Below are 17,698 nucleotides of genomic sequence, written 5' to 3' on the forward strand. Positions count from 1 at the left end.
CGCCCGCGGTGCTTTCGAGCTTTCCACTCGGGTCACTGTGCGTCCATACGTCGTACGCGATCGTGAGGGGGCGAGCCGGTCCGTCAACGGCGTGGCTACGATGGGCCAGCCGGTGGCCAACAGGGCCGCGCGGCTCACCGACCCCTCGGGAAGGCCATGCTGAACAAGTACGCGCGTGCATTCTTCACGCGTGTTCTCACACCGTTCGCCGCGTTTCTCATCCGTCGCGGCGTGAGCCCCGACGCGGTCACGTTCATCGGCACGGCCGGTGTGGTGGCGGGTGCGCTGGTCTTCTTCCCCCGCGGCGAGTTCTTCTGGGGCACGATCGTCATCACGCTCTTCGTGTTCTCCGACCTCGTCGACGGGAACATGGCGCGGCAGCTGGGACGCTCCAGCCGCTGGGGAGCCTTCCTGGACTCGACGCTCGACCGGGTCGCCGACAGCGCGATCTTCGGTGGCCTCGCGCTCTGGTACGCGGGCTCGGGCGACGACAACATCCTGTGCGCCGTCTCCATCTTCTGCCTGGCCAGCGGCCAGGTGGTCTCGTACACCAAGGCGCGCGGCGAGGCGATCGGCCTGCCCGTCGCGGTCAACGGCCTGGTGGAGCGCGCCGAGCGCCTGGTGATCTCGCTGGTCGCCGCGGGCCTCGCGGGGCTGCACAAGTTCGGGGTCCCCGGCATCGACGTCCTGCTGCCCATCGCCCTGTGGATCGTCGCCGTCGGCAGCCTCGTCACGCTCGTCCAGCGCGTCGTGACCGTGCGCAGGGAGTCCGCGGAGGCGGACGCGGCCACGCAGGCGCAGGGCAGTGAGGCCACGTCGTGAAGGACCGGCTGACCGACGCGCTCTACGGAGCCGCCTGGAGCTCGGTCAAGAAGCTCCCGGAACCGGTGGCGGTGCGCCTGGGCCAGACCATCGCCGACGCCGCGTGGAAGCGCCGCGGCAAGGGCGTCCTGCGTCTTGAGGCGAACTACGCGCGCGTGGTGCCCGACGCGAGCCCGGAGCGCCTGCGCGAGCTGTCCAGGGCGGGCATGCGCTCCTACCTGCGCTACTGGATGGAGTCGTTCCGGCTGCCGTCGTGGAGCCGGGAGCGCATCGAGGGCGGCTTCGACGGCAAGGACCTCCACCACCTGACGGACGGCCTCGCCTCCGGCAGGGGCGTCATTCTGGCCCTTCCGCACCTGGGCAACTGGGACCTGGCGGGCGCGTGGGTCACCACGAAACTGGACACGCCCTTCACGACGGTCGCCGAGCGCCTCAAGCCCGAGACGCTGTACGACCGCTTCGTCGCCTACCGCGAGGGCCTGGGCATGGAGGTCCTGCCGCACGAGGGCGGCTCCGCCTTCGGCACCCTGGCGCGCCGGCTGCGCGCGGGCGGCCTGGTCTGCCTCGTCGCGGACCGGGACCTCTCGGCCTCCGGGGTCGAGGTCAAGTTCTTCGGGGACACCGCGCGGATGCCCGCGGGGCCCGCGATGCTCGCGCAGCAGACGGGGGCGCTGTTGCTGCCCGTCACCCTCTGGTTTGACGAGACGCCCGTCATGAAGGGGCGTGTTCACGCCCCCATCGATGTCCCCGAGACAGGTACCCGTACGGAGAAGACGTCTGTCATGACGCAGGCGCTGGCAGACGCCTTCGCCACGGGTATCGCCGACCATCCGGAGGACTGGCACATGCTGCAGCGCTTGTGGCTCGCTGATCTCGACCCCGCCAAGGGGCCCGCCGACGGCTCCGCGCGCCCCGGTGAGGGGACCGCCCCGTGAGGATCGGCATCGTCTGCCCCTACTCGTGGGACGTGCCGGGCGGCGTCCAGTTCCACATCCGTGACCTCGCGGAACACCTGATCCGCCTGGGACACGAGGTGTCCGTCCTGGCCCCCGCGGACGACGAGACCCCCCTGCCGCCGTACGTCGTCTCGGCGGGCCGCGCCGTTCCCGTGCCGTACAACGGCTCGGTGGCCCGGCTCAACTTCGGGTTCCTGTCGGCCGCCCGGGTGCGCCGCTGGCTGCACGACGGCACGTTCGACGTCATCCACATCCACGAGCCGACCTCGCCGTCCCTCGGGCTGCTCACGTGCTGGGCGGCGCAGGGCCCCATCGTCGCGACGTTCCACACGTCCAATCCGCGCTCGCGGGCGATGATCGCGGCGTACCCGATCCTGCAGCCCGCCCTGGAGAAGATCAGCGCGCGCATCGCGGTGAGCGAGTACGCGCGCCGCACGCTGGTCGAGCACCTGGGCGGCGACGCGGTCGTCATCCCGAACGGCGTCGACGTCGACTTCTTCGCCAAGGTCGAGCCCAAGGTGGAGTGGCAGGGAGGCACGATCGGCTTCATCGGACGCATCGACGAGCCGCGCAAGGGCCTCCCGGTGCTGATGAAGGCGCTGCCGAAGATCCTCGCCGAGCGCCCCGACACCCGGCTCCTTGTCGCGGGCCGCGGTGACGAGCACGAGGCCGTCTCCTCGCTGCCCGTGGAGATGCGGGAGCGGGTGGAGTTCCTGGGCATGGTCAGCGACGAGGACAAGGCGCGCCTGCTGGCCAGCGTCGACGTGTACGTCGCTCCCAACACCGGCGGCGAGAGCTTCGGGATCATCCTCGTCGAGGCGCTGTCGGCGGGCGCACCCGTGCTCGCCAGCGATCTGGACGCCTTCGCGCAGGTCCTTGACCAGGGCACGGCGGGCGACCTGTTCACCAACGAGGACGCGGACTCGCTGGCCGAGGGGGCGCTGCGGCTCCTCGGCGACCCCGGTCGCCGCGACGAGCTGCGCGAGCGCGGCAGCAAGCACGTGCGCCGCTTCGACTGGTCGACGGTGGGCGCGGACATCCTCTCCGTGTACGAGACGGTGGCGGACGGGGCCGCGGCGGTGGCCGCCGACGAACGCACCGGTCTGCGGGCGCGGTTCGGCCTCGCACGGGACTGACCGCGGCGGGTCCGGGGAGCCCGGCGGTCCTGGGGACGGGCCGCCTGGACTAGCCTCGGGCCGGTGACCTCGACACTGATCTGGATCGCGGCAGCCCTCTTCGCGATCGGCCTCTACCTGAGCTGGACCGCGGGCCGCCTCGACCGGCTGCACGCACGCATCGACGCGGCCCGCGCCGCCCTCGACGCCCAGTTGCTGCGCCGCGCGTCGGTCGCCCAGGAACTGGCCACCTCGGGGGTGCTCGACCCGGCGGCCTCCATCGTGCTCTACGAAGCGGCACACGCGGCCCGGCAGGCCGAGGAGGAGCACCGCGAGGTCGCCGAGAGCGAGCTCAGCCAGGCGCTGCGGGCGATCTTCGGCGAGGTGCAGCAGGTCGAGGCGGTGCGCGAGGCCCCCGGCGGCGACGAGGCGGCGTCCGAGCTGGCCGCCGCCGTACGCAGGGTGCCGATGGCCCGGCGCTTCCACAACGACGCCGTACGCGCGGCCCGTGCCCTGCGCAGGCACCGCAAGGTCCGCTGGTTCCGCCTCGCGGGGCACGCGCCGTTCCCGATGGCCTTCGAGATGGACGACGAGCCGCCGGTCGCGCTGGCCGACCGCGCGACGACCCAGAACCCCTGACCGACCGAACAGGCCACCGGGCACGCCGCTGACCAGGGGCGTCCGGGAAAAATGAGCCACCGGTCGTCCATTGGCCCTTGCTGTGGACTGGTGGCCGGGAGTTTCCTCGTAGACGCAGTAACCCGTCTTCAGCGAGTGAGGTCAACTCCGTGTCCAGCACCCTGCCCAGCAGCAACCAGTCGCCCGAGACCGGCACCGCGCGCGTCAAGCGCGGCATGGCCGAGCAGCTCAAGGGCGGCGTCATCATGGACGTCGTCAACGCCGAGCAGGCGAAGATCGCCGAGGACGCCGGCGCAGTGGCCGTCATGGCGCTGGAGCGGGTCCCCGCCGACATCCGCAAGGACGGCGGCGTCGCCCGGATGTCCGACCCGAACATGATCGAAGAGATCATCGAGGCCGTCTCCATCCCGGTCATGGCCAAGTCGCGCATCGGCCACTTCGTCGAGGCCCAGGTGCTGCAGTCCCTCGGCGTCGACTACATCGACGAGTCCGAGGTCCTGACCCCGGCCGACGAGGTCAACCACAGCGACAAGTTCGCCTTCACGACCCCGTTCGTGTGTGGCGCCACCAACCTGGGCGAGGCCCTGCGCCGCATCGCCGAGGGCGCGGCCATGATCCGCTCCAAGGGCGAGGCCGGCACCGGCAACGTCGTCGAGGCCGTGCGCCACCTGCGCCAGATCAAGAACGAGATCGCCAGGCTGCGCGGCTTCGACAACAACGAGCTGTACGCCGCCGCCAAGGACCTGCGTGCCCCGTACGAGCTGGTCAAGGAGGTCTCCGAGCTGGGCAAGCTGCCGGTGGTCCTCTTCTCGGCCGGTGGCGTCGCCACCCCCGCGGACGCCGCCCTGATGCGCCAGCTCGGCGCCGAGGGTGTCTTCGTCGGCTCCGGCATCTTCAAGTCGGGCGACCCGGCCGCGCGCGCCGCCGCCATCGTGAAGGCCACCACCTTCTACGACGACCCCAAGATCATCGCGGACGCGTCCCGCAACCTCGGCGAGGCCATGGTCGGCATCAACTGCGACACCCTCCCCGAGGCCGAGCGCTACGCCAACCGCGGCTGGTAAGGCACTCCACAGATGAATGACACCCCTGTGGTCGGCGTCCTGGCACTCCAGGGCGACGTACGGGAGCACCTGATCGCCCTGGCCTCGGCGGACGCCGTGGCCAGGCCGGTCCGGCGCCCCGAAGAACTGGCGGAGGTGGACGGCCTGGTCATCCCCGGCGGCGAGTCCACCACGATCTCCAAGCTGGCCACCCTGTTCGGCCTGATGGAGCCTCTTCGCGCGCGCGTGCGGGACGGCATGCCGGTCTACGGCAGCTGCGCGGGCATGATCGTGCTCGCCGACAAGATCCTCGATCCGCGTTCGGAGCAGGAGACCTTCGGCGGCATCGACATGATCGTGCGCCGCAACGCCTTCGGGCGGCAGAACGAGTCCTTCGAGGCGGCCGTCGACGTGGCGGGCATCGACGGCGATCCAGTGGAGGGTGTCTTCATCCGCGCCCCCTGGGTCGAGTCGGTCGGCGCGCGCGTCGAGGTGCTCGCCGAGCACGAGGGACACATCGTGGCCGTGCGCCAGGGCAACGCCCTCGCGACGTCGTTCCACCCCGAGTTGACGGGCGACCATCGCATCCACGAACTGTTCGTCGGGATGGTGCGGGGGAACGCGGCGGCGCGATCCTAGTAGGATCCGGGGGTCCCCCTGGTCCCTTAGGGTCGGGGGAGTTCGTACAGGTTGGGTAACGCGAAGGAGACAGGCAGATGTCCGGCCACTCTAAATGGGCTACGACGAAGCACAAGAAGGCCGTGATTGACGCCAAGCGCGGCAAGCTCTTCGCGAAGATGATCAAGAACATCGAGGTCGCGGCCCGCACGGGCGGCGCCGATGTGTCCGGTAACCCGACCCTCTTCGACGCCATCCAGAAGGCCAAGAAGAGCTCGGTCCCGAACAAGAACATCGACTCCGCGGTCAAGCGCGGCGCCGGTCTCGAAGCCGGTGGCGCCGACTACGAGACGATCATGTACGAGGGCTACGGCCCCAACGGCGTCGCGGTGCTCATCGAGTGCCTCACGGACAACCGCAACCGCGCGGCCTCGGACGTACGCGTCGCGATGACCCGCAACGGCGGCTCCATGGCCGACCCGGGCTCTGTCTCGTACCTCTTCAACCGCAAGGGCGTCGTCATCGTCCCCAAGGGCGAGCTGTCCGAGGACGACGTCCTCGGCGCGGTCCTGGACGCGGGCGCCGAAGAGGTCAACGACCTCGGCGAGTCCTTCGAGGTCCTCTCCGAGGCCACCGACATGGTCGCGGTCCGCACCGCGCTCCAGGACGCCGGCATCGAGTACGACTCGGCCGACGCCAACTTCGTCCCGACCATGCAGGTCGAGCTGGACGAGGACGGGGCCCGGAAGATCTTCAAGCTGATCGACGCGCTGGAGGACAGCGACGACGTGCAGAACGTCTTCGCCAACTTCGACGTGAGCGACGAGGTCATGGAGAAGGTCGACGCGTAGGCGCGCCCCTTCGAAGCGCTGACGGGCCGACGGGACACACCCCGTCGGCCCGTCGCGTTGTCAGAGGGACCCGATAACCTGCACGGACAGGCAACGGGAGGGGATTCATGCGCGTGTTGGGGGTCGACCCAGGGCTCACCCGCTGCGGCGTCGGCGTCGTCGACGGAGTGGCCGGACGACCGCTCACCATGCGCGGCGTCGGTGTCGTACGGACGCCGCCGGACGCCGAGCTCGGCCACCGTCTGGTCGCCATCGAGCAGGGCATCGAGCAGTGGCTCGACGAGCACGACCCCGAAGTCCTCGCGGTGGAGCGGGTGTTCAGCCAGCACAACGTGCGCACGGTGATGGGGACGGCCCAGGCGAGCGCCGTGGCCATGCTCTGCGCGTCCCGGCGCGGCATCCCCGTCGCCCTGCACACGCCCAGCGAGGTCAAGGCCGCCGTCACCGGCAGCGGCCGCGCGGACAAGGCGCAGGTCGGCGCGATGGTCACCCGCCTCCTGCGGCTCGACGCACCGCCCAAGCCCGCCGACGCCGCGGACGCGCTCGCCCTCGCCATCTGCCACATCTGGCGCGCCCCGGCGCAGAACCGCCTCCAGCAGGCCGTGGCCCAGAACCGCCTCCAGCAGGCGGCGGCCCTGCACGCCTCGAAGACCCCGAAAGCCCCGAAAGCCCCGACCGCCCGCACAGCCCGGGCAGCACAGAAAGGCCGTACCGCATGATCGCCTTCGTCAGCGGCCCCGTCGCCGCCCTCGCCCCCGACTCCGCGGTGGTCGAGGTCGGTGGCATCGGCATGGCCGTCCAGTGCGCGCCGAACACCCTCTCCACGCTCCGGGTCGGCCAGCAGACCAAGCTCGCCACCTCCCTGGTCGTGCGTGAGGACTCCCTCACCCTGTACGGCTTCGCGGACGACGACGAGCGCCAGACCTTCGAGCTCCTGCAGACGGCGAGCGGCGTCGGCCCGCGCCTCGCGCAGGCCATGCTCGCCGTGCACAGCCCGGACGCGCTGCGCCGCGCGGTCGCCACCGGTGACGAGAAGGCGCTCACCGCGGTCCCGGGCATCGGCAAGAAGGGCGCCCAGAAGCTGCTCCTGGAGTACAAGGACCGCCTCGGCGAGCCCCTCGGCACGGGCGGCCCCGCCATCGGCACCCCCGTCACCTCCGGCTGGAGCGACCAACTGCACGCGGCGCTGATCGGCCTCGGGTACGCGACGCGCGAGGCCGACGAAGCCGTCGCCGCCGTCACCCCGCAGGCCGAGGCGTCAGAGAAGCCGCAGGTGGGCCAGCTCCTCAAGGCCGCGCTCCAGACGCTGAACCGCACCCGCTAGCACGTGCCGGCCCCTTCACCACCAGAACCACATCGCGAGGCGAGTTCATGAACTGGGACGAGACCACCGACGACACGACCGCCCCGGCGGGCGCGGCCGAGCGGCTCGTGGGTGCGTCCGCCGACGGCGAGGACCAGGCGGTCGAGGCCGCCCTGCGCCCCAAGGACCTGGACGAGTTCATCGGCCAGGAGAAGGTCCGCGAGCAGCTCGACCTCGTCCTGCGCGCCGCCCGCGCCCGGGGTGCCACCGCCGACCACGTGCTGCTCTCCGGAGCCCCCGGCCTCGGCAAGACCACCCTCTCGATGATCATCGCGGCCGAGATGGGCGCCCCGATCCGCATCACCAGCGGCCCGGCCATCCAGCACGCGGGCGACCTCGCGGCGATCCTCTCCTCCCTCCAGGAAGGAGAGGTGCTCTTCCTCGACGAGATCCACCGGATGTCGCGGCCCGCCGAGGAGATGCTCTACATGGCGATGGAGGACTTCCGCGTCGACGTGATCGTCGGCAAGGGTCCCGGCGCCACCGCCATCCCGCTGGAGCTGCCGCCCTTCACCCTGGTCGGCGCCACGACCAGGGCGGGCCTGCTGCCGCCGCCGCTGCGCGACCGCTTCGGCTTCACCGCGCACATGGAGTTCTACGAACCCGCCGAGCTGGAGCGCGTGATCCACCGCTCCGCGCAGCTGCTCGACGTGGAGATCGACCCGGCCGGCGCCGCCGAGATCGCCGGACGCTCGCGCGGCACGCCCCGTATCGCCAACCGCCTGCTGCGCCGCGTACGGGACTATGCGCAGGTCAAGGCCGACGGAGAGATCAACAGGGACATCGCGGCCGCCGCCCTCAAGGTCTACGAGGTGGACGGCCGCGGCCTCGACCGCCTCGACCGCGCGGTCCTCGAGGCGCTGCTCAAGCTCTTCGGCGGCGGACCCGTCGGCCTGTCGACGCTCGCCGTCGCCGTGGGGGAGGAGCGCGAGACGGTCGAGGAGGTCGCCGAGCCGTTCCTGGTGCGGGAGGGACTGCTCGCGCGCACCCCCCGTGGCCGGGTCGGGACGCCCGCCGCATGGGCGCATCTCGGCCTTGTTCCACCGCGGCAGGCGGGCGGAATCGGACAAGGGGACCTGTTCGGGGCGTGACGGCGCGCGTACTCGCCCGGTCAGGAACTGCGGTGCCATGCTGAGCGTTGTTCGTTAGGTGCGGACTCGCTTAGACTCCGCCGATGCCGCCCTTGTGGGCGGCGTGCCCACCCCCGTCCATCAGGCCGCTTATCTGCGCGGTCATGCGAAGGAAACTCCGTCCCGTGAATATCGTGACCCTCCTCCCCTTCATCGTGCTCATCGGGGCCATGTTCCTGATGACGCGCTCCGCCAAGAAGAAGCAGCAGGCGGCCGCGCAGATGCGCAATGAGATGCAGCCCGGCACCGGCATCCGCACGATCGGGGGCATGTACGCCACCGTCAAGGAGGTTCACGACGACGCCGTCCTCCTTGAGGTGGCTCCTGGTGTGCACGCGTTCTACGCGAAGAACTCCGTGGGCGCCGTCCTCGAGGACGACGAGTACAACCGCATCGTGCACGGCACGAGTGCCGTGAAGTCGGACGACCCCGTCGTCCCGGACGACGCCTCCTCCCTCACCGAGACCGACGAGCCCGCCGCCGACGCTTCCGACGACTCGCCCATCGACCTCGGCAAGAAGGACGCGGACAGCGCCCCCAAGGCCGACGACGCCGAGCCGAAGAAGACCGACGGCGAGTCCGACACGAAGTAACCACCACCGGGGTCCGTGGGGTGCGCCGCTCGCGCTGCCACGGTCCCCGTAGTGCGTGGGTTTCGTGACGGGTCTCGACACCATTTCATGGCCGCCCACGGCACGTAATGGGTTCCGGGCGGTTGGACAGGGAGAAACGAGAAGGTGGCAGCACCGAAGAAGGGCCGGAGGCAGAGCGGCCAGGGGAGGCCGGGCCGTTCCCTGGCCCTCATCCTGATCGCCATGGTGGCGCTCACCGGGGGGATGTTCCTCTCCGGTCACACCACCCCGCGCCTGGGCATCGACCTCGCAGGCGGAACGAGCATCACGCTCGGTGCCAAGAGTGAGCCCGGCAAGCCCAATGCGGTCAACAAGACCAACATGGACACGGCCGTGGGCATCATCGAGCGCCGTGTCAACGGTCTCGGTGTCTCCGAGGCCGAGGTCCAGACCCAGGGCGACCGCAACATCATCGTCAACATCCCCAAGGGGACGAACCAGAAGCAGGCGCGCGAGCAGGTAGGCACGACTGCGCAGCTCTACTTCCGTCCCGTGATGACGATGGCGGCCGGAGCGCCGACCCCTGATCCCTCCGCAAGCCCGTCCGGTACGCCGGAGGCGACCGACAAGGGTGACAAGGACGGCAAGGAGAGCGCGGACAGCGCGGACGGCAAGGACAAGGACGCGGCGTCCTCGCCCGGCGCGACCGAGAGCCCCAAGGGCCGTGCCGTCACCGACGCCCTGAAGGCCGACCCCACTCCGACGCCCAAGGCATCGGACAAGCCCAAGGGCAGCGACGCCCCGTCGCCGACCCCTTCGGCGGACGCGGCCACGAAGAAGCTGCAGGAGAAGTTCACCGCGCTCGACTGCACCAAGCAGAGCAGCCGGGTCGAGGCCACCGAAGGCGTCAAGCCGAGCGACCCGATGGCGGCCTGCGGCAAGAACAGTGCCGGCCAGTGGGAGAAGTACGTCTTGGGCCCGGCCGAGGTCGAGGGCAAGGACGTCAAGGACGCCAAGGCCGTGCTCGACCCCGAGCGTGGCATCTGGATCGTCACGATGGACTTCACCAAGGACGGCTCCAAGAAGTTCGCCGCGACCACCGGCAAGCTGATGAAGCAGAGCGAGCCGCAGAACCAGTTCGCGATCGTTCTGGACGGAGACGTCGTCTCGGCCCCGCGCGTCAGCTCGCAGCTGAGCTCCAACGCCGAGATCAGCGGCAGCTTCACCCAGGAGTCGGCCAAGGACCTGGCGAACATGCTGTCCTACGGCGCCCTGCCGCTCACCTTCCACGAGGACAGCGTCACCACCGTGACCGCCGCGCTCGGCGGTGAGCAGCTGCACGCCGGTCTGATCGCCGGTGCCATCGGTCTGGCGCTGGTTGTCATCTACCTGGTGGCCTACTACCGGGGCCTGGCCTTCATCGCCCTGCTGAGCCTCGTCGCCTCCGGCGTCCTCACGTACACGATCATGACCTTGCTCGGTCCGGCCATCGGCTTCGCACTGAACCTGCCCGCGGTGTGTGGTGCGATCGTTGCGATCGGTATCACCGCGGACTCGTTCATCGTGTACTTCGAACGCATCCGGGACGAGATCCGCGAGGGCCGCACACTACGCCCCGCCGTCGAGCGGGCCTGGCCGCGCGCCCGGCGCACCATCCTGGTCTCGGACTTCGTGTCCTTCCTCGCTGCTGCGGTGCTCTACATCGTCACCGTCGGCAAGGTTCAGGGCTTCGCCTTCACGCTCGGTCTGACCACTCTGCTCGACGTCGTAGTGGTCTTCCTCTTCACCAAGCCGCTGATGACGATCATGGCCCGCAAGAAGTTCTTCGCGAGCGGCCACAAGTGGTCCGGGATCGACCCGACGCGGCTGGGTGCCAAGCCCCCGCTGCGCCGCACCCGCCGTGCCCCTGGTTCCGCTGGCTCCGACCCGAAGGAGGCGTGAGATGTCGAAGCTCGGCAACCTCGGCGCCCAGCTCTTCCACGGCGAAGTCGGCTACGACTTCATCGGCAAGCGCAAGATCTGGTACGGCGTCTCTGTCCTGATCACCATCACGGCGATCGTCGCCCTGGCCGTCCAAGGCCTCAACATGGGCATCGAGTTCAAGGGCGGTGCGGTCTTCACCACGCCGAAGACCTCCGCCTCGGTCGAACAGGCCCAGGAGTCGGCGGAGAAGGCCTCGGGACACCAGGCCATCGTCCAGAAGCTCGGCAACGACACGATGCGTGTCCAGATCTCGGGTGTGGACACGAACAAGTCCGACCAGATCAAGGAAGAGCTCGCCAAGGACCTCGGCGTCCCGGCGAAGGACGTCAACGCGGATCTGGTCGGCCCCAGTTGGGGTGAACAGATCGCCAACAAGGCATGGACCGGCCTCGCTGTCTTCCTCGTCCTTTGCGTGATCTATCTGGCGATCGCCTTCGAGTGGCGGATGGCAGTCGCCGCACTGGTCGCCCTGATCCACGACATCACCATCACGGTCGGTATCTACTCCCTGGTCGGCTTCGAGGTCACCCCGGGCACAGTGATCGGTCTGCTGACCATTCTCGGTTATTCGCTCTACGACACGGTGGTCGTCTTCGACTCGCTCAAGGAGCAGGGCAAGGACGCGGCCAAGCAGACGAGGTTCACCTACAGCGAGATCGCCAACCGGTCGATCAACAGCACCCTGGTGCGTTCCATCAACACCACGGTGGTCGCGCTCCTTCCGGTCGCGGGCCTCCTGTTCATCGGTGGCGGTGCGCTCGGCGCGGGCATGCTGAACGACATCTCGCTGTCGCTCTTCGTGGGTCTTGCGGCCGGAGCGTACTCCTCGATCTTCATCGCCACGCCGCTCGTCGCCGACCTCAAGGAGCGCGAGCCGGCGATGAAGGCCCTGAAGAAGCGGGTGCTCGCCAAACGCGCGGCCGCAGCCGCCAAGGGAGAGTCGCTGGACGCCGAGGCGTCGCCGCGTGACGGTGACGATCCCGAGACGGACGACGTCCCGGCTGCGGCCGGAGTGGTCGGCGTCCAGCGCCGTACGCAGCCGCAGCCTCGCGGCCGCGGCCGTGGCCGTCCCTCGGGGAAGCGCCGCTGACCGAGGCCGGGCGTCCGGCTTCGGCAGAAGAACAGAAAGCAGAAGAACGGGCTCCGCTCCTCATATGAGGAGCGGAGCCCGTTCTCGATTCAGCTCAGGAGCCGACGAGGCTTACTGCCACTTGAGCAGCGAGAAGCCCTTGATCTTGATCTCGGGGTGCGCCGCGACGTTCCCCCACGGCACGTTCTTGATGAACCCGCTCTTGCCGCAGCCAGCGTTGTACCACTTGGCCACGTACTTCTTCGTCGACTTCTTGTACTTGAAGCCCTTGACCTTGATGCAGGGCGTACCGCGCTCCGCCGCCCAGCGGTAGCGGACCTTCAAGCCCTTGTGTCCCCACAGCGAGCACGGGTCCTTGGACTTGGTCCAGCGGCCCGCGACTCCGCCGGCGTTCTGCCAGCCGTTGCAACTGGCCATGGTCGTGACCGATGCGTTCTTGGTGGTCTTTTCGCTGGCGGCGCCTGCGGGAGACGCCGCCCCGGCGAGAGCGGTCATCGCCACGAGGGGAACGACCCCGGTGGCAATCTTGCGAGAGATGTGCACTGTTCCTCCGTTTTAGCCCCGAGAAGGGGCGGTCGCGGATGATCTTGCCACGCGGCCGCGTTTCGACTCCAGTCGCTTGAGCAAAGTCTGAGGTTCGCTATCTGCCAACTCCGTTTAAATTTGCACTAGCTGTACGGGTGGGGGCATCCCGCCGAGTCGGGCGGGTTGGCGCGGGCGGGGTGGGATCATCAGGTTTTGCTAAAGTGACTCGCCGCGACGAACGAGGCGTTCGGATCAACAACAACGAGGTGCGGGCGGATGACCCAGGTACAGGAACTGCTGCTCAGCCGCATCCGGGACGTCCCCGACTACCCCGAGCCCGGGGTGATGTTCAAGGACATCACTCCGCTGCTCGCGGACCCGGAGGCCTTCGCCGCGCTGACCGAGGCCCTCGCGGACCTCGCCGTGCGGTACGGCGCCACGAAGATCGTCGGCCTTGAGGCCCGCGGCTTCATCCTGGGCGCCCCGGCCGCGCTGCGCGCCGGGCTCGGCTTCATCCCCGTACGCAAGGCGGGCAAGCTCCCCGGAGCGACGCTCAGCCAGTCGTACGACCTGGAGTACGGCAGCGCCGAGATCGAGGTGCACGCCGAGGACCTCGCCGCCGACGACCGCGTCATGGTCATCGACGACGTCCTGGCGACCGGCGGCACCGCCGAGGCGTCCCTGCGGCTCATCCGCCGTGCGGGCGCGCAGGTCGCCGGGGTGGCGGTCCTGATGGAGCTCGGCTTCCTCGGTGGCCGCGCCAAGCTGGAGACGGCCCTGGAGGGCGCCCCGCTGGAGGCCCTCCTCACCGTCTGAGGCGTCTGAGCAGCCACCACGCACACCTCGAGGCGGGCCCGGAGGAATCCGGCGCCCGCCTCAGGTGTTTCTCCTGTAGTGAGCTGTCTCACGGGCTGAAGGCGAGCCGAAGGTCCAGGATCGATACCATGGGTTCTTCGGGGCCTGACCGGGGGACCCGGATCGCGCACAGGGAGCGCCTCTTGCCAGACGAGTCCAAGGCACTCACCGCCGCCAAGGCCGCAGAGCAGGCCAAGAGCGCGGCGGCACCCGCTGCCGCGCCCGCGAAGAGCGCGCCGCCCGCCAAGGGCGCGACGCCGGCGAAGCGGGAGAGCACGCCCCCCAGCACCACGTCCGCACCGAGCGCGCCGGGCGACAGCGGCCCCCGCGAGAGGCCGGCCGCCGATCCGTCGCGCCCCAAGCCCCCCACCGAGGCCCGAGCGGGCAGCACGACGCCCACGCCCCGCCCCACCGCGGCCAAGAACGAGCGTTCCGGCTCCTCCAACCGCGTGCGCGCCCGCCTGGCCCGCCTCGGCGTCCAGCGTTCGAACCCGTACAACCCGGTCCTGGAGCCCCTGCTGCGGATAGTGCGCAGCAACGACCCCAAGATCGAGACGGCGACGCTGCGCCAGATCGAGAAGGCCTACCAGGTCGCCGAGCGCTGGCACCGCGGGCAGAAGCGCAAGAGCGGCGACCCGTACATCACGCACCCCCTCGCCGTGACGACGATCCTCGCCGAGCTCGGCATGGACCCGGCCACCCTGATGGCCGGGCTCCTGCACGACACCGTCGAGGACACCGAGTACGGCCTCGACACCCTCAAGCGCGACTTCGGCGATCAGGTCGCCCTGCTCGTCGACGGCGTCACCAAGCTGGACAAGGTCAAGTTCGGTGAGGCAGCGCAGGCCGAGACCGTGCGCAAGATGGTCGTCGCCATGGCCAAGGACCCCCGCGTCCTGGTCATCAAGCTCGCCGACCGCCTGCACAACATGCGCACGATGCGGTATCTCAAGCGCGAGAAGCAGGAGAAGAAGGCCCGCGAGACGCTGGAGATCTACGCTCCGCTGGCTCACCGCCTGGGCATGAACACCATCAAGTGGGAGCTGGAGGACCTCGCCTTCGCGATCCTCTACCCCAAGATGTACGACGAGATCGTGCGCCTGGTCGCCGAGCGCGCCCCCAAGCGCGACGAGTACCTCGCCATAGTGACCGACGAGGTCCAGGCCGACCTGCGCGCGGCCCGCATCAAGGCCACCGTCACCGGCCGCCCGAAGCACTACTACAGCGTCTACCAGAAGATGATCGTCCGCGGCCGTGACTTCGCGGAGATCTACGACCTGGTGGGGATTCGTGTCCTTGTCGACACGGTCCGCGACTGCTATGCCGCTCTCGGCACCGTGCACGCGCGATGGAACCCGGTCCCCGGCCGGTTCAAGGACTACATCGCGATGCCGAAGTTCAACATGTACCAGTCGCTGCACACGACGGTCATCGGCCCCAACGGCAAGCCCGTCGAGCTCCAGATCCGTACGTTCGACATGCACCGCCGCGCCGAGTACGGCATCGCCGCGCACTGGAAGTACAAGCAGGAGGCCGTCGCCGGCGCCTCGAAGGTGCGCACCGACGTGCCGCGGAAGGCCGGCGGCAAGGACGACCACCTCAACGACATGGCGTGGCTGCGCCAGCTCCTGGACTGGCAGAAGGAGACCGAGGACCCCAGCGAGTTCCTGGAGTCGCTGCGCTTCGACCTGTCGCGCAACGAAGTCTTCGTGTTCACGCCCAAGGGCGACGTCATAGCGCTCCCGGCGGGTGCTACGCCGGTCGACTTCTCGTACGCGGTGCACACCGAGGTCGGCCACCGCACCATAGGAGCCCGGGTCAACGGGCGGCTCGTGCCGCTCGAATCGACCCTGGACAACGGTGACTTGGTGGAGGTCTTCACCTCCAAGGCGGCCGGTGCGGGCCCGTCCCGCGACTGGCTCGGCTTCGTCAAGTCACCGCGGGCGCGCAACAAGATCCGCGCGTGGTTCTCCAAGGAACGCCGCGACGAGGCCATCGAGCAGGGCAAGGACGCCATCGCGCGCGCCATGCGCAAGCAGAACCTGCCGATCCAGCGCATCCTCACGGGCGACTCCCTGGTCACCCTCGCGCACGAGATGCGCTACCCCGACATCTCGTCCCTCTACGCGGCCATCGGCGAAGGCCACGTCACCGCGCAGTCCGTCGTGCAGAAACTCGTCCAGGCGCTCGGCGGCGAGGAAGCCGCCAACGAGGACATCGCCGAGAGCACACCGCCCTCGCGCAGCCGCAGCAAGCGCCGCGCCAACGCCGACCCCGGCGTCGTCGTCAAGGGCGTCGAGGACGTGTGGGTCAAGCTGGCCCGCTGCTGTACGCCGGTGCCGGGGGACCCGATCATCGGCTTCGTCACGCGCGGCAGCGGCGTATCGGTCCACCGCAGCGACTGTGTGAACGTCGACTCGCTCTCCCGCGAGCCCGAGCGCATCCTGGAGGTCGAGTGGGCGCCCACCCAGTCCTCGGTCTTCCTGGTCGCCATCCAGGTCGAGGCCCTCGACCGCTCGCGGCTGCTCTCGGACGTCACGCGCATCCTGTCGGACCAGCACGTGAACATCCTGTCCGCGGCCGTCCAGACCTCCCGCGACCGGGTCGCCACCTCGCGCTTCACCTTCGAGATGGGCGACCCCAAGCACCTGGGCCATGTGCTCAAGGCAGTCAGGGGAGTCGAGGGTGTGTACGACGTGTACAGGGTGACGTCGGCGCGCAGGCCGTAAACCGGGCCACTACGTAGAGGGGCTCCCGTACGTGATGTACGGGAGCCCCTCTACGTAGCGTGCGAAAAACTCAGCCGCCGATCAGCCGCCGAACTCGTGCAGACCCTTCAGGGCCTGGTCGAGCAGCGCCTGGCGGCCGTCGAGCTCCTTCTGGAGCTTGTCGGCCTTGGCGTTGTTGCCCGCGGCACGCGCCTTCTCGATCTGGTCGACCAGCTTGTCGACGGCGGCCTGCAGCTGACCGGTCAGACCCTCGGCACGCGCACGCGCCTCAGGGTTCGTCCGGCGCCACTCGGCCTCCTCGGTCTCCTGCAGGGCACGCTCCACCGCGTGCATCCGGCCCTCGACCTTCGGCCGCGCGTCACGCGGGACGTGGCCGATGGCCTCCCAGCGCTCGTTGAGCGTACGGAAGGCGGCGCGCGCCGACTTGAGGTCCTTCACCGGGACGAGCTTCTCGGCCTCCTCGGCCAGCTCCTCCTTCAGCTTCAGGTTCTCCGTCTGCTCGGCGTCGCGCTCCGCGAAGACCGAGCTGCGCGCCGCGAAGAAGACGTCCTGGGCGCCGCGGAAGCGGTTCCACAGATCGTCCTCATGCTCGCGTTGGGCGCGGCCCGCGGCCTTCCACTCGGTCATCAGGTCGCGGTAGCGCGCGGCCGTCGGACCCCAGTCGGTCGAGTTGGAGAGGGCCTCGGCCTCGCCGACCAGCTTCTCCTTGGTCTTGCGGGCCTCCTCGCGCTGGGCGTCCAGCGAGGCGAAGTGGGCCTTGCGCCGCTTGGAGAACGCCGAGCGGGCATGCGAGAAGCGGTGCCACAGCTCGTCGTCCGACTTGCGGTCGAGGCGCGGCAGACCCTTCCAGGTGTCCACCAGGGCACGCAGCCGCTCGCCCGCCGCCCGCCACTGCTCGCTCTGGGCGAGCTCCTCGGCCTCGACGACCAGCGCCTCCTTGGCGTGCCTGGCCTCGTCCGACTGCTTGGCCTTTTGGACCTTGCGCTCTTCGCGGCGCGCGTCGACGGTCTCGACGAGCTTGTCCAGGCGCGTGCTCAGGGCGTCCAGATCGCCGACCGCGTGGGCCTCGTCCACCTGCTGGCGCAGGTGGTCGATGGCGGTCATGGCGTCCTTGGCCGACAGGTCGGTCGTCTTCACCCGGCGCTCGAGAAGTCCGATCTCGACGACCAGACCGTCGTACTTGCGCTCGAAGTAGGCCAGGGCCTCGTCAGGAGACCCCGCTTTCCACGAACCGACCTCGCGCTCGCTGCCGTCGGCCTTGCGCACGTACACGGTCCCCGTCTCGTCGACGCGGCCCCACGGGTCGCTGCTCACAGCGCCTCCTCCACATGATGCCTGCGCAGGGCCTCGGGGCCCCCGGCATCGTCCACAGTTTCGTCACCGCCAACATAGGCGACCGGCGGGGAT

General features: G+C 69.6%; 17 protein-coding genes. 15 read left to right on the plus strand and 2 right to left on the minus strand.

Features of this window, described 5'->3' with window-relative positions; genetic code table 11:
* Window positions 1–156: 156 nt before the first annotated feature.
* The 13 genes from pgsA to secF all read left to right on the plus strand — a co-directional run bounded on the left by pgsA (window position 157) and on the right by secF (window position 12,182).
* Window positions 157–822 (plus strand): phosphatidylinositol phosphate synthase, encoded by a 666-nt coding sequence (pgsA, locus tag ACWFRU_RS37530; RefSeq protein ID WP_453692590.1) that lies wholly within the window; start codon window positions 157–159, stop codon window positions 820–822.
* Window positions 819–1,757: a phosphatidylinositol mannoside acyltransferase gene (locus tag ACWFRU_RS37535; RefSeq protein WP_453692591.1), complete on the plus strand. Its 939-nt coding sequence runs from the start codon at window positions 819–821 to the stop codon at window positions 1,755–1,757. Before pgsA ends, ACWFRU_RS37535 begins: the two co-directional genes overlap by 4 nt.
* Window positions 1,754–2,914: a glycosyltransferase family 4 protein gene (locus ACWFRU_RS37540; protein ID WP_453692592.1), complete on the plus strand. Its 1,161-nt coding sequence runs from the start codon at window positions 1,754–1,756 to the stop codon at window positions 2,912–2,914. Before ACWFRU_RS37535 ends, ACWFRU_RS37540 begins: the two co-directional genes overlap by 4 nt.
* 63 nt (window positions 2,915–2,977) lie before the next feature.
* Complete coding sequence (locus ACWFRU_RS37545) at window positions 2,978–3,532, plus strand: hypothetical protein (RefSeq protein WP_453692593.1); 555 nt, start codon at window positions 2,978–2,980, stop codon at window positions 3,530–3,532.
* Window positions 3,533–3,681: 149 nt separating this feature from the next.
* Complete coding sequence (pdxS, locus tag ACWFRU_RS37550) at window positions 3,682–4,596, plus strand: pyridoxal 5'-phosphate synthase lyase subunit PdxS (protein WP_363210987.1); 915 nt, start codon at window positions 3,682–3,684, stop codon at window positions 4,594–4,596.
* 12 nt (window positions 4,597–4,608) lie between these two features.
* Window positions 4,609–5,214, plus strand: coding sequence for a pyridoxal 5'-phosphate synthase glutaminase subunit PdxT (pdxT, locus tag ACWFRU_RS37555; RefSeq protein WP_453692594.1), 606 nt, complete (start codon window positions 4,609–4,611; stop codon window positions 5,212–5,214).
* A gap of 77 nt (window positions 5,215–5,291) precedes the next feature.
* Window positions 5,292–6,044 (plus strand): YebC/PmpR family DNA-binding transcriptional regulator, encoded by a 753-nt coding sequence (locus ACWFRU_RS37560; RefSeq protein WP_160503798.1) that lies wholly within the window; start codon window positions 5,292–5,294, stop codon window positions 6,042–6,044.
* 107 nt (window positions 6,045–6,151) lie between these two features.
* A complete protein-coding gene (ruvC, locus tag ACWFRU_RS37565; protein WP_453692595.1) occupies window positions 6,152–6,763 on the plus strand; it encodes a crossover junction endodeoxyribonuclease RuvC in 612 nt (203 codons plus the stop codon).
* Window positions 6,760–7,368, plus strand: coding sequence for a Holliday junction branch migration protein RuvA (gene ruvA, locus ACWFRU_RS37570; protein WP_365821004.1), 609 nt, complete (start codon window positions 6,760–6,762; stop codon window positions 7,366–7,368). Before ruvC ends, ruvA begins: the two co-directional genes overlap by 4 nt.
* 47 nt (window positions 7,369–7,415) lie before the next feature.
* Window positions 7,416–8,498 carry a Holliday junction branch migration DNA helicase RuvB gene (ruvB, locus tag ACWFRU_RS37575; protein ID WP_453692596.1) on the plus strand — a complete coding sequence of 361 codons (1,083 nt, stop codon included), beginning with the start codon at window positions 7,416–7,418 and terminating at the stop codon, window positions 8,496–8,498.
* Window positions 8,499–8,662: 164 nt separating this feature from the next.
* Window positions 8,663–9,130 (plus strand): preprotein translocase subunit YajC, encoded by a 468-nt coding sequence (gene yajC, locus ACWFRU_RS37580; RefSeq protein ID WP_453692597.1) that lies wholly within the window; start codon window positions 8,663–8,665, stop codon window positions 9,128–9,130.
* A 144-nt stretch (window positions 9,131–9,274) separates the two neighbouring features.
* Window positions 9,275–11,050 carry a protein translocase subunit SecD gene (secD, locus tag ACWFRU_RS37585; RefSeq protein WP_453692598.1) on the plus strand — a complete coding sequence of 592 codons (1,776 nt, stop codon included), beginning with the start codon at window positions 9,275–9,277 and terminating at the stop codon, window positions 11,048–11,050.
* Window position 11,051: 1 nt separating this feature from the next.
* Window positions 11,052–12,182, plus strand: a complete 1,131-nt coding sequence (gene secF, locus ACWFRU_RS37590) for a protein translocase subunit SecF (protein WP_453692599.1) — start codon at window positions 11,052–11,054, stop codon at window positions 12,180–12,182.
* 111 nt (window positions 12,183–12,293) lie between these two features.
* On the opposite strand, the gene ACWFRU_RS37595 is transcribed toward secF, so the two are convergent.
* Complete coding sequence (locus ACWFRU_RS37595; protein WP_453692600.1) at window positions 12,294–12,677, minus strand: hypothetical protein; 384 nt, start codon at window positions 12,675–12,677, stop codon at window positions 12,294–12,296.
* A 306-nt stretch (window positions 12,678–12,983) separates the two neighbouring features.
* Here ACWFRU_RS37595 and ACWFRU_RS37600 point away from each other — a divergent pair, with 306 nt between their 5' ends.
* Window positions 12,984–13,523, plus strand: a complete 540-nt coding sequence (locus ACWFRU_RS37600; RefSeq protein ID WP_453692601.1) for an adenine phosphoribosyltransferase — start codon at window positions 12,984–12,986, stop codon at window positions 13,521–13,523.
* 182 nt (window positions 13,524–13,705) lie between these two features.
* Window positions 13,706–16,291: a RelA/SpoT family protein gene (locus tag ACWFRU_RS37605; RefSeq protein WP_453692602.1), complete on the plus strand. Its 2,586-nt coding sequence runs from the start codon at window positions 13,706–13,708 to the stop codon at window positions 16,289–16,291.
* Window positions 16,292–16,372: 81 nt separating this feature from the next.
* Here the strand turns inward: ACWFRU_RS37605 and ACWFRU_RS37610 are convergent, their stop codons facing one another.
* Window positions 16,373–17,605, minus strand: coding sequence for a DUF349 domain-containing protein (locus ACWFRU_RS37610; RefSeq protein ID WP_363210998.1), 1,233 nt, complete (start codon window positions 17,603–17,605; stop codon window positions 16,373–16,375).
* Between the last annotated feature and the right edge of the window lie 93 nt (window positions 17,606–17,698).

The sequence above is a fragment of the Streptomyces sp. NPDC055099 genome, assembly GCF_053607685.1.